At 73.3% G+C, this 10,635-nt stretch carries 13 protein-coding genes; 7 read left to right on the top strand and 6 right to left on the bottom strand.

All coding sequences use genetic code 11. The features are described 5' to 3' along the window. The 4 genes from EIO00_RS23440 to rimP form a co-directional block, all read right to left on the bottom strand. A partial coding sequence (locus tag EIO00_RS23440; RefSeq protein WP_175596320.1) for a translation initiation factor IF-2 N-terminal domain-containing protein occupies positions 1-687 on the bottom strand: 687 nt, incomplete at its 3' end. Between the two features lie 121 nt (positions 688-808). After that, a complete protein-coding gene (locus EIO00_RS23435; RefSeq protein ID WP_140182515.1) occupies positions 809-1,111 on the bottom strand; it encodes a YlxR family protein in 303 nt (100 codons plus the stop codon). Between the two features lie 4 nt (positions 1,112-1,115). Continuing rightward, entirely contained in the window at positions 1,116-2,168 is a 1,053-nt protein-coding gene (gene nusA / locus EIO00_RS23430) for a transcription termination factor NusA (protein WP_140182521.1), read from the bottom strand. Positions 2,169-2,191: 23 nt separating this feature from the next. Continuing rightward, the gene (gene rimP, locus EIO00_RS23425; protein WP_140182514.1) at positions 2,192-2,803 is read right to left on the bottom strand and encodes a ribosome maturation factor RimP; all 612 of its coding nucleotides are present in this window, start codon (positions 2,801-2,803) and stop codon (positions 2,192-2,194) included. A gap of 185 nt (positions 2,804-2,988) precedes the next feature. Between rimP and EIO00_RS23420 the strand changes: the two genes are divergently transcribed. Both EIO00_RS23420 and EIO00_RS23415 read left to right on the top strand, forming a co-directional pair. Then, positions 2,989-3,489, top strand: coding sequence for a hypothetical protein (locus EIO00_RS23420; protein ID WP_241661554.1), 501 nt, complete (start codon positions 2,989-2,991; stop codon positions 3,487-3,489). Further along, positions 3,486-3,938: a ferritin-like domain-containing protein gene (locus EIO00_RS23415; RefSeq protein ID WP_140182512.1), complete on the top strand. Its 453-nt coding sequence runs from the start codon at positions 3,486-3,488 to the stop codon at positions 3,936-3,938. Before EIO00_RS23420 ends, EIO00_RS23415 begins: the two co-directional genes overlap by 4 nt. 16 nt (positions 3,939-3,954) lie before the next feature. Here EIO00_RS23415 and EIO00_RS23410 read toward each other — a convergent pair whose 3' ends face one another. Beyond that, positions 3,955-4,656 carry an HAD family hydrolase gene (locus EIO00_RS23410; RefSeq protein ID WP_140182510.1) on the bottom strand — a complete coding sequence of 234 codons (702 nt, stop codon included), beginning with the start codon at positions 4,654-4,656 and terminating at the stop codon, positions 3,955-3,957. A gap of 254 nt (positions 4,657-4,910) precedes the next feature. Here EIO00_RS23410 and EIO00_RS23405 point away from each other — a divergent pair, with 254 nt between their 5' ends. The 5 genes from EIO00_RS23405 to EIO00_RS23385 all read left to right on the top strand — a co-directional run bounded on the left by EIO00_RS23405 (position 4,911) and on the right by EIO00_RS23385 (position 9,942). Beyond that, positions 4,911-7,328: a sensor histidine kinase gene (locus EIO00_RS23405; protein ID WP_140182508.1), complete on the top strand. Its 2,418-nt coding sequence runs from the start codon at positions 4,911-4,913 to the stop codon at positions 7,326-7,328. After that, positions 7,325-7,723: a roadblock/LC7 domain-containing protein gene (locus tag EIO00_RS23400; RefSeq protein ID WP_140182506.1), complete on the top strand. Its 399-nt coding sequence runs from the start codon at positions 7,325-7,327 to the stop codon at positions 7,721-7,723. Before EIO00_RS23405 ends, EIO00_RS23400 begins: the two co-directional genes overlap by 4 nt. 5 nt (positions 7,724-7,728) lie before the next feature. Continuing rightward, entirely contained in the window at positions 7,729-8,106 is a 378-nt protein-coding gene (locus tag EIO00_RS23395; protein WP_140182517.1) for a DUF742 domain-containing protein, read from the top strand. Beyond that, a complete protein-coding gene (locus EIO00_RS23390; RefSeq protein ID WP_140182504.1) occupies positions 8,087-8,662 on the top strand; it encodes a GTP-binding protein in 576 nt (191 codons plus the stop codon). Before EIO00_RS23395 ends, EIO00_RS23390 begins: the two co-directional genes overlap by 20 nt. A gap of 92 nt (positions 8,663-8,754) precedes the next feature. Beyond that, positions 8,755-9,942 (top strand): acyl-CoA dehydrogenase family protein, encoded by a 1,188-nt coding sequence (locus EIO00_RS23385; protein WP_140182502.1) that lies wholly within the window; start codon positions 8,755-8,757, stop codon positions 9,940-9,942. A 4-nt stretch (positions 9,943-9,946) separates the two neighbouring features. On the opposite strand, the gene EIO00_RS23380 is transcribed toward EIO00_RS23385, so the two are convergent. Then, positions 9,947-10,252, bottom strand: a complete 306-nt coding sequence (locus tag EIO00_RS23380; protein WP_140182500.1) for a hypothetical protein — start codon at positions 10,250-10,252, stop codon at positions 9,947-9,949. Positions 10,253-10,635 lie beyond the last annotated feature (383 nt).

The following is a 10,635-nucleotide window of genomic DNA, read 5'->3' as shown; positions in this document are numbered from 1 at the left end:
GGGACGCTCACCGCGCGCGCTCGGCGGCGGGGCGGGACGCGGACCCGGCTTGGGCGTGGTGCCCATCCCGGTGTTGGTCGAGCTGAACGGGTTGTTGCCGGGGCGCGGGGCGCCCGGACGGGGGCCGGGACGCGGACCCGGCTTGGGCGCGCGCGGGCCCGGCTTGGGCACCGCGGAACCGCCCTGTCCCGCACTCGGGGCGCCGGGGGCCGACGGCGGCTTGGGAACGGCCTGCCCGCCCTGCGCGGCGGGCGCCTGTGGCCGGGGACGCGCGCCGCCGGAGCCCGGCGCCTGCGGGACGGGTCCCGGCTTGGGCGCCGCGGGACGGGCGGCGCCGGGACGGGGAGCCTGCTGAGCGCCGGGACGCGGACCCGGCTTGGGCGCGGGACCCGGCTTGGGGGCCGGTCCCGGCTTGGGCGCCGCAGGGCGAGCACCGGCCTGGGCGCTCGCGGAGGGCTTGGAAGCCGCCCCCGGCTTCCGGCCGGAGTCCTGCGACTTGCCGCCGGCCTTCTTCTCCTCCGTCTGTGAAGAATTGGAAAAAGCTTCGGTGAGCTTTCGAACGACCGGCGCCTCGATCGTCGAGGACGCCGAACGTACGAACTCGCCCATCTCCTGGAGCTTGGCCATGACGACCTTGCTCTCTACTCCGAACTCCTTGGCGAGCTCGTAAACCCGGACCTTCGCCACTGCACTCCCTACTCGGCCCGGGAGGTAGCGGCCTCCGGGCCGTCGCTAACTTGCCGTACTCATCGCGGCGTGCTCATCGAGCGCTCATAGCAATCTCGACCTGCTTCCGACTAGACGTCGCTTACCGTTGGCCATCCGCATGCCGCCCGGTTCGTGCCTCAAGGTATTCCCGCAGCGGGCCGACGTCGAGTGGCCCTGGGACCCGGAAGGCCCTGGGGAACGCCCGACGACGTTCTGCGAGCTCGAGGCATCCCGGATCGGGGTGTATGGACGCACCCCGCCCCGGCAGCCGTCCTCGGGGGTCGGGGACGATCCTGCCCTCGACCACCACCAGGCGCAGCAGGTCGGACTTGGCCGTGCGAACCCGGCAGCCCACACAGGTACGGCATGGGACAGCACCCTGAGCGACCGGGCCACGTGTCATGAGTCTACCGCGCCGACGCGTCGGCGGGACCTGTCGCATGCTCTGTGCTTGATCCGGACGTATCGGACTCACTCCGATCGGTGTCCACCTCCGGCCCGGCCTGCTGCTCGGTGTCCGGGCGGATGTCGATCCGCCAGCCGGTCAGCCGGGCGGCCAGCCGGGCGTTCTGCCCCTCCTTGCCGATCGCCAGCGACAGCTGGTAGTCGGGCACGATCACCCGGGCCACCCGAGCCGCCGCGTCGACCACGTGCACGCTGCTCACCCGGGCCGGTGAGAGCGCGTTGCCGACGAACTCGGCCGGATCGTCCGACCAGTCGACGATGTCGATCTTCTCGCCGCGCAGCTCGTGCATCACGTTGCGCACCCGGCTGCCCATGGGGCCGATGCAGGCGCCCTTGGCGTTCACCCCGGGCTTGTGGGAGCGCACCGCGATCTTGGTGCGGTGGCCGGCCTCCCGGGCGATCGCCGCGATCTCCACGGTGCCGTCGGCGATCTCGGGGACCTCCAGCGCGAACAGCTTGCGGACCAGGTTGGGGTGGGTGCGCGACAGCTGCACCGACGGGCCCCGGTGCCCCTTGCGGACCTGCACCACGTACGCCCGCAGCCGGTCGCCGTGCTCGTAGGTCTCGCCGGGCACCTGCTCGGCGGGCGGCAGGATCGCCTCGATGCGCCCCAGGTCGACCAGCACGTTGCGCGGGTCCTTGCCCTGCTGGATCACCCCGGAGACGATGTCCCCCTCCCGCCCGGCGTACTCGCCGAACGTCACCTCGTCCTCGGCGTCCCGCAGCTTCTGCAGGATGACCTGCTTGGCCGTGGTCGCCGCGATACGGGAGAAACCCTCCGGGGTGTCGTCGTATTCCCGCAGGACGTTGCCCTCGTCGTCGGTCTCGGCCGCCCACACCGTGACGTGCCCGGTCTTGCGGTCCAGCTCCACCCGGGCCTTGGGCGCCGCCCCCTCGGTGCGGTGGTAGGCGATGAGCATGGCGTCCTCGATCGCCTTGACGACCAGATCGAGCGAGATGTCCTTCTCGCTCTCCAGGGCGCGCAGTGCGGCCATATCGATGTCCACGTAAGCCCCCCTCAGTTCCCGGCCTCGTCGGCTCCCAGGTCGGCGAGCTCATCGTCGGCCGTCGCACCGTCCGCTCCGGCGGTCTCCTCCGGGCGGCGGAACTCCACCTGCACCCTGCCGCGGCCCAGCTCGTCGTAGGCGAAGCGACGGCGCCGCCCGGCGATCTCCAGCACCACGCCCTCCTCGTCGGCGGCGATCACCCGGCCCTCGACGGGCCCGCCCTCGGCCGGCGCGGTGCGCACCAGCCGCCCGACCGCCCGGCGCCAGTGCCGCGGCTCGGTCAGCGGGCGGTCCACCCCGGGCGAGGTGACCTCCAGCACGTACGGGGCGGTGCCCATCAGATCGGTCTGGTCCAATCTGGCCGACACCGCCTGGTTCAGGGTCGTCACGTCGTCCAGGCTGACCCCGCCGTCGGCGTCCACCACGATCCGCACCAGTCGGCGCCGTCCCGCCGGACGGACGTCGATCTCCTCCAGGTCCATGCCCTCCGCGGCGGCCAACGGCGTCACCAACCGGGTCAGTTCCGCCACCAGCCGGGCGCGCGAGGCTCCGCCGGCGGGGATCCGTCGCTCCGGACGGGACGAGGCCCGCCGAGCACGGCCGCGGCCGGATTCAGCGCTCATGGGGACCTCCTCCTGGTGCGGGCGCCGCAGGTTGCGTGTTCCAGCCTATCGACACGCGGACGGGCCAGCGTTCTTTCCGCGACGCCGTCCCCGCCGCCGGGGCCGCGGGCCGTCGTTGTGGGATACTTTCTGGCCGCGTCAGGCCGATCACGGAAAGAGGTCGGCTCACGGGGGAGGAGATCGGCTTGTCGGCAGCCAGGACAGCCGTGCCCCGGCGGGTCGTGCTGGGGGGCCTGGGCGGCGTCGCGCTCGGGGGATGCGCGCGGGACGAGCCTCGCGCCGCGCCCGCCCCGTCGCCCGACGTGGCCGTCCTCGTCTCGGCCATCGCCGGGGAGACGGGCCTGGTCCGGTTGTACGAGGCGGTGCTGCGCGCCCACGCGGATCTGGCCGGGCGGCTGGGCCCGGTGCTGGCCCGGCACCGCGAGCATCTGACGGTGCTGCGGCGTCATCACATCCCCGGCACCGTCGCCTCCTCCGCCGCCGTGACGCCCCCCGCGGCGACGCCGCCGGCCGTTCCCCCCTCGCCCGAGGAGGCGCTGGAGCTGCTGGCGCGGGCGGAGCGCGGCGCGGCGGCGGCCCGGGCCGAGGACGTGCGGGGGGTGGCCCCGGGGATGGCCCAGCTGCTGGCCAGCATCGGCGCCTGTGAGGCGGGGCACGCCGCGCTGCTCGCCGGGGACGGGCGATGAACCGCACGATCGACGCGCTGCAGGGCGCGCTGGCCGCCGAGCACGCCGCCGTCTACGGCTACGGCGTGGCGGGGGCGCGCCTGGAGGGGGACGACCGGGAGACGGCCCGGCTCGTCATGAACGCCCATCGCACCCGTCGCGACGAGCTCGCCGCCCACGTCTCCGCCCGGGGCGCCCGCCCGGTCGCGGCCGCGGCGGCGTACCGGCTCCCGGTGCGGGTCTCCTCGGCGCAGACGGCCGCCCGGCTCGCGGCCGCCCTGGAGGACCGCGTGCTGGCCGCCTATCTGGGGCTGGCCGGAGCCGACGAGCCCGAGCTGCGGCGGTACGCCGCCGTGGCGATGCAGGAGGCCGCCGGTCGCGCCGTCGCCTGGCGGCGGACGGCGGGCGACCCTCCGGACGGCGCCGCCTTCCCCGCGCTCCCCCCCTCCGCCCTGTCCCCTCGCCGTTAGGCGGACGCGGGCGGCGTCAGGCGAGCCAGGCGTCGATGTGCTCCTTGAGCTCGGCCAGGCGGTGGACGACGGCGTCGGGCGGGAGCAGGCCGGGGCGGCTGCCGGGGAGGCGGTCGGCGGTGCGGTGCCAGACCTGGACCGCGCGCATGCCCGCCGTCTTGGCGCCGTGGACGTCCTCGAAGGGGCGGTCGCCCACGAACACGCAGCGGGCGGGGTCGTCCGCGCCGACCGCCGCCATGGCGGCGCGGAACGCCTCGGGGTGCGGCTTGGTCCAGGGGATCTCGCTGCTGTAGACGGCGCCGTCGATGAGCGGCGACACCCCGTCGCGGTCGAAGAACCGCTCGTGCCACTCGCGGGACCAGACGGTGTTGGACAGCACCCCGACCCGGATGCCGCGGGACCGCAGGTGCTCCAGGACGGCGGGGGCGTCGGGGTCGGTGAGGGTGTAGGGCTCCCAGAGCCGGAACTTGGTGGCCAGCATCTCCTCGCTCGGCTCGACGCCGGCGAGGGCGAACAGCTCCTCGAGGGTCGCGCTGCGGTGCTCCTCGCGGGAGCGGCGCCACAGCTCCTCCTCGGCGGCCAGCAGCCTGGCGGCCGCCTCCTCGGCCTCGTTCGGGTCGAGGTGGGCGGCGCAGATCCGCCGCCACAGCTCGCCGTTCTCGATGTCGTGCCAGGGGGTGAGGGTGCCGGCCCAGTCGAAGATCACCGCCTCAACCATGGCGGGATGGTAGCCCACTCGACACGGCCAAATGCACTATTTATTACCGACTGTCGGATTCAACAGAACATACCAGGGCTGGTCATCCATAAGACCACATGCACAGGCTTGCGTCCCCGAAGTCGCCCGGGAACCATAAGTCGCCCAAGGGAGCAGGACGAAGCACTGGATTTCAGGCTCAGCGCGCCTTCCGATCGTCGCCGGAAGCGGTCGGGGCCGCGCGGGCCTGTTTCCACTGAGGAGGGGCGCCCAGCATGACCGTCGCCGAAACCGAACCCACGGGGCCGCGACGTCGACCGAGGCGCCGCTCGATCCGCCGCCGCATCGCCACGCTGCTGGTCATACCGCTGGTCTCGCTGATCGCCCTGTGGGCGTACGCGGCCGCCGACGCCGTGGACGCGGCGCTCAACCGCTACGCCATCGCCGACGTCTACGACCGGGTCAACAACCCGGCCGCGGTGATGATGGCGCACCTGCAGCGGGAGCGCGCGCTGACCTCGATCTACCTCAGCACGCAGGGGACCCGGGGCCGGGCCGATCTGGACGCCCAGCGGGAGCGGACCAATGCCGCGGTGACCGACCTGCGCGCGGCGGCCCAGAGGGGCATCGACGCCAAGGTGGGCCCGAACGCGCAGGAGCAGCTGAACAGGCTGCTCAACGACCTGAACGGGCTGGGGGTGCTGCGCGCTCAGGCCGACGCCCGCAGGCTGGACACCGTCCAGCTCATCGAGGGCTACGGGGAGCTCGTCGACGACGCCCACCGGATGTTCCACAGCCTGCGGATCGACGACGTCGAGATCTTCCAGCAGGGCCGCGCCCTGATCACCATCTCCTGGTCGCTGGAGTACATGATGCGCCAGGACACGCTGGTCACCGCGGCGCGGGCCGCCGGCGGCCGGCTCACCGCGGCCGAGCGCGCCGCGGCGGTGCGCTGGGCCGCGACCCGGCGGCAGCATCTGGAGCAGGGCCTGACCGACCTCGGCGGAGCGCCGGCCGCCGCCATGCGCGAGTACCTCCGCTCCCCGGACTACCAGCGCTACATGGAGCTGGAGACGGCGCTGACCCAAGGGCGCGGCGCGCGGCTCCCGGCCGAGACGGAGAAGTGGGCGCAGACGGTGCCCGCGGCCATCGCCACCTTGAGCGAGACGTTCACCAAGGCGGGCATGGACCTGGAGCGCCGGACCTCCGAGCACGGCGACCGGATCGTGGTGCAGCTGGTGGCGGCCGGCGGCGTGGGGCTGCTGGTGGTCGTCGTCTCCATCGTGCTGTCGGTGCTGTCCGCCCGGCGGCACGTGCAGGAGCTGCGGGAGCTGCAGCGGGCCGCCGACTCCCTGGCCGACGAGCGGCTTCCGGACGTGGTGGACCGGCTGCGCCGCGGCGAGGAGGTGGACCCGGTCGAGACGGCCCCGTTGCCGACCGCCCGGACCACCGAGGTGGCCCACGTGGCGGCGGCCTTCGACAAGGTGCGGCGCACCGCCGTGGAGACCGCCGTCAGCGAGGCGCACCTGCGCAAGGGCGTCTCCCGGGTGTTCCTCAACCTGGCCTGGCGCAGCCAGTCCCTGCTGCACCGCCAGCTGCGGATGCTGGACGAGATGGAGCGCCGGGTCACCGACCCGGACGTGCTGGAGGACCTGTTCCGCATCGACCATCTGACCACCCGGATGCGGCGGCACGCCGAAGGCCTGATCATCCTGTCCGGCGCCGCCCCGGGACGCGGCTGGAGCCGGCCGGTGCCGCTGGAGGACGTGCTGCGCTCGGCCGTCTCCGAAGTGGAGGACTACACCCGGGTCGAGGTGGTGACCTCCACGTCGATGTCGCTGACCGGCGCGGCGGTCGCCGACATCGTGCACCTGCTGGCCGAGCTGGTGGAGAACGCCACGGTGTTCTCGCCGCCGAACACCGAGGTCCTGGTGCGCGGCGAGATGGTCGCCAACGGGTACGTGATCGAGGTGATCGACCGGGGCATCGGCATCGACCCGCACGAGCGGGCGGCGCTGAACCAGCGGCTGGCCGACCCCCCGGAGTTCGACCTGGCCGACACCGACCGGCTGGGCCTGTTCGTGGTGGCACGGCTGGCCGCCCGGCACGGGGTGAGGGTCGCGCTGCAGGAGTCGGTGTACGGCGGGACCTGCGCGGTGGTGCTGCTGCCGCCGAACCTGGTCACCGACGCGCTGCCCGAGGGCGACGACGCCGAGACGGTCGGAGCGATCACCGGACCGGCCGGTGCGGCCGGCCCGCGCGCGCCGCAGGCCCCCGACCCGTTGGACCTGCCCCCTGCGCCCGGCGCGGCCGAGGTCCCCGCCCCCCGGTCGTGGTCGGACCCGACACGGCAACCGCTCGCCGGTCCGCCGCCGGCGCCCCCGACGGGTCCGAGCCCGGCGGGCCCGCCCCCGGTGAACGGGACCGGTGACCCGGGCCGGATCTCCCCGGCCGACGGCGGGCCGCTCCCGCTCCCCCGCCGGATCCGCCAGGCCAACCTGGTCCCCCAGCTGCGCGACGTCGGTCCCGACGACCCGGCGCAGTCGGACGATCCGGCGGACCCGGCCCGGGACCGGTCCGCGGAGCACAGCCGCGACCTGCTGGCCTCACTGCAGAACGGATGGCTGCGCGGGCGCGCCGAGGAGGAGGACGGCCCGGAGGGGACCGGGACCGCTGAGGGAGGTGGGTCGTGACCGGAGTCACCGCGGAACTGGGCTGGCTGCTGGACGATCTGGTGGATCGGGTGGGCCAGATCCGCAAGGCGATCGTGCTGTCGCGGGACGGCCTGGTGATGGGTTCCTCCCGGGGGGTGTCCCGGGAGGAGGGCGAGTACCTGGCGGCGCTGGCCGCCGGGTTCCACAGCCTGGCGGTGGGCGCCGGGCCGCACCTGGCCTGCGGCGAGGTGCGGCAGACCATCGTGGAGCTGGAGAAGGGGCTGTTCTTCGTGGTGCCGGCGGGCAGCGGCAGCTGCCTGGCCCTGCTCAGCGACGCCGACGCCAACGCCGGACTGGTGGCCTATGAGATGACGATGCTGGTCAAGCGGATGCGCAAGCACCTGTCCACGACGCCCCGACCGACCGCCGGGTGAGCGCGATGCAGCCGGATCACCCGCGCGAGCGCTGGCTCGACGAGGCCGCGGGACCGCTGGTGCGCCCGTACGCGCTGACCAGGGGGCGGGCCCGGCCGCGGGGCGAGCCGCTGGACGTCGTGACGATCCTCATCGCCACCGGACGGCCGGCGCCCGCCCGGGTCCGGCTGACCCGCGAGCAGCAGCGGCTGCTGACGCTGTGCCGGCGCCCGCACACCGTCGCCGACCTGGCCTCGGAGCTGGGCCTTCCGCTGGGGGTGGTCGGCGTGCTGGCCGAGGAGCTGCTAGAGAACCGGCTGCTCGAGGTGACCCGACCGCTGACGGGGGCCCGGCCCGATCCCGGCCTGCTGAGGAGGGTGATCGATGAGCTCCGGGCGCTTTGACGACGGTCCCCGGCTGGCGCTGAAGATCCTGGTGGCCGGCGGCTTCGGGGTCGGCAAGACCACCCTGGTCTCCAGCGTCAGCGAGATCCGGCCGTTGCGCACCGAGGAGCACCTGACCGACGTGAGCGTCGGCGTGGACGACACCTCGGGGGTGGAGACGAAGGCCACCACCACCGTGGCGATGGACTTCGGCCGCATCACGCTGCGCGACGGGGTGGTCATCTACCTGTTCGGCACGCCCGGGCAGGAGCGGTTCTGGTTCATGTGGAACGAGCTGTCGCGCGGCGCGATCGGCGCGGTGGTGCTGGCCGACACCCGCAGGCTGACCGCCAGCTTCGGCGCGATCGACTACTTCGAACGGCGCCGGATCCCGTTCATCGTGGCGGTCAACTGCTTCGACGGCGCCCACCGGTACAGCCTGGCCGAGATCCGGGAGGCGCTGGATGTGGATCCGCACGTCCCGGTGCTGACCTGCGACGCCCGGCGACGGGAGTCGGCCAAGGAGGTCCTGATCACCCTCATCGAGCACGCGGCGAGCCTGTCCGCCGCGTCCTGACCCGTCCGCCCAGCGGGACCGCGGGAACGCGCCACGGCCCGAGCCCCTGTAATTGAGGACGCCACGGCGGAACGCGGGCGCAGGAGGGTGCGATGGCCGACGGCGACGACGGGCTGGAGCGTTTCCGGCACGAGGTGCGGTCCTGGCTGGAGGCCAACCTGTCGGGCGAGTTCGCCGCCGCGCGCGGGTTGGGCGGTCCGGGCCGCGAGCACGAGGGACACGAGATCCGGGTGGCGTGGGAACGCCACCTGGGCAGGGCCGGCTGGACGTGCCTGGGCTGGCCGGTCGAGTACGGCGGGCGGAACGCCACGCTGGAGGAGCAGGTCGTCTTCTTCGAGGAGTACGCGCGGGCCGGGGCGCCGCACCGGGTGGGGCACATCGGCGAAGGGCTGATCGGGCCGACGATCATCGACTTCGGCACCGAGGAGCAGAAACGGCGGTTCCTGCCGCCGATCCGGCGCGGTGAGGAGCTGTGGTGCCAGGGGTACTCCGAACCGGACGCCGGCTCGGATCTGGCGAACGTGCGGACGCGGGCCGAGCTGGTCGGCGACGAATGGGTGATCCACGGACAGAAGGTGTGGACCTCGCTGGCGCACGTGGCCGACTGGTGCTTCGTGCTGTGCCGCACCGAGCCGGGCAGCACGCGGCACCGCGGGCTGTCGTACCTGCTGGTGCCGATGCGGCAGCCCGGGATCGAGGTCCGGCCGATCGTGCAGATGACGGGCGGCAGCGAGTTCAACGAGATCTTCTTCGACGGGGCGCGGACCGCCGCGGCCAACATCCTGGGGGCGCCGGGCGACGGTTGGCGGGTGGCGATGGCGACGCTCGGGTACGAGCGGGGCGCCTCCACGCTGGGTCAGCAGCTGTTGTTCCGCCGTGAGCTGGAGGCGGTGATCGACACCGCGCGCCGGACCGGCGCGGCCCGCGACCCCCTGCTGCGGGACAGGCTGGCGCGGGCGTGGATCGAGCTGGAGATCATGCGGTTCAACGCGCTGCGCACGATGCGCTCGCTGGCCGCCGGGGAGCCGGGACCGGAGGTGTCCATCACCAAGCTGTACTGGTCCGAGTGGCATCGGCGGCTGGGGGAGCTGGCGATGGACGTGCAGGGCGCGTCCGGGCTGCTGACCGAGCCCGCTCCGCCGGACCGCTATGAGCCCACCGACGCGCAGCGGCTGTTCCTGTTCAGCCGGGCCGACACGATCTACGCCGGATCGAGCGAAATCCAGCGCAATCTCATCGGCGAACGGGCGCTGGGGCTGCCCCGCGAGCCGCGCCCCTGAACCCTCACTCCGCGGCCAGCACCCGGGCGATGCGGTCGGCGGCGGTCTCCAGGTCGTCGACCGCGGCGATCCGCTCGGCCCATGACCACCAGTACCACCAGCCGTCGGCGCCGTTCTCGGCCAGGATGTTCTCGGTGAGCGCGGTGGCCCGTGGATTGATCACGTGCAGGCTGGCCGGCCGTTCGGTGGGGGCGCTGAGCCGCACCTGCAGACCCCGGTCGGTCAGCGCATCGGCGAGTCGTTCCAGGTGGGCCAGCCGTAGGTCGGCGTCGGTGGCCGCGACGGGCGCGGCGCTGCCTTCGGATGTCATTTCGGACCCTCCCCGTTCGATGATCTGCGGCCCGATATACCGGAAGCATTGTCGTCGGCCGAACGCTGCGCAAGCCGTATTGCGAAATTTACCCGACAAACAAGCGGAATATAGAATGGCCGATGCCGCCGCAATATTTTCACTTATCGCCGCAAGATGCGCGAATAGGTATGAGCGGGTCGACCGTCCCGCCCCCCACGTGCTCCAAAACCGGATATCTTGCGCATAGCGAACGGGGGTTCTCAAGGAGGACGGCGGTAGTGACGGACGGAGCACACGACGACAGGACACGGGAGATGGCGCTCCCGGAGCGTCCCGGCGGAGGGACTCCCGCGGAGGCGGCCACTGCGCCCCAGCCGCTCCCCTCCGCCGCGGGTTCGGAG

Source organism: Thermomonospora catenispora (genome assembly GCF_006363815.1).
GTDB classification, from domain to species: Bacteria; Actinomycetota; Actinomycetes; order Streptosporangiales; family Streptosporangiaceae; genus Thermomonospora; species Thermomonospora catenispora.
The sequence above is the reverse complement of the archived record's forward strand: the minus strand, read 5'-3'. Positions and strand labels throughout refer to the sequence as shown.

Excerpts from the sequence above, each read along its gene's own strand:
- EIO00_RS23410 (WP_140182510.1), bottom strand. The coding sequence starts at position 4,656 with ATGGTTGAGGCGGTGATCTTCGACTGGGCCGGCACCCTCACCCCCTGG.
- EIO00_RS23415 (WP_140182512.1), top strand. The coding sequence starts at position 3,486 with ATGAACCGCACGATCGACGCGCTGCAGGGCGCGCTGGCCGCCGAGCAC.
- rimP (WP_140182514.1), bottom strand. The coding sequence starts at position 2,803 with ATGAGCGCTGAATCCGGCCGCGGCCGTGCTCGGCGGGCCTCGTCCCGT.
- EIO00_RS23395 (WP_140182517.1), top strand. The coding sequence starts at position 7,729 with ATGCAGCCGGATCACCCGCGCGAGCGCTGGCTCGACGAGGCCGCGGGA.
- EIO00_RS23380 (WP_140182500.1), bottom strand. The coding sequence starts at position 10,252 with ATGACATCCGAAGGCAGCGCCGCGCCCGTCGCGGCCACCGACGCCGAC.
- EIO00_RS23390 (WP_140182504.1), top strand. The coding sequence starts at position 8,087 with ATGAGCTCCGGGCGCTTTGACGACGGTCCCCGGCTGGCGCTGAAGATC.
- nusA (WP_140182521.1), bottom strand. The coding sequence starts at position 2,168 with ATGGCCGCACTGCGCGCCCTGGAGAGCGAGAAGGACATCTCGCTCGAT.
- EIO00_RS23405 (WP_140182508.1), top strand. The coding sequence starts at position 4,911 with ATGACCGTCGCCGAAACCGAACCCACGGGGCCGCGACGTCGACCGAGG.
- EIO00_RS23385 (WP_140182502.1), top strand. The coding sequence starts at position 8,755 with ATGGCCGACGGCGACGACGGGCTGGAGCGTTTCCGGCACGAGGTGCGG.
- EIO00_RS23435 (WP_140182515.1), bottom strand. The coding sequence starts at position 1,111 with ATGACACGTGGCCCGGTCGCTCAGGGTGCTGTCCCATGCCGTACCTGT.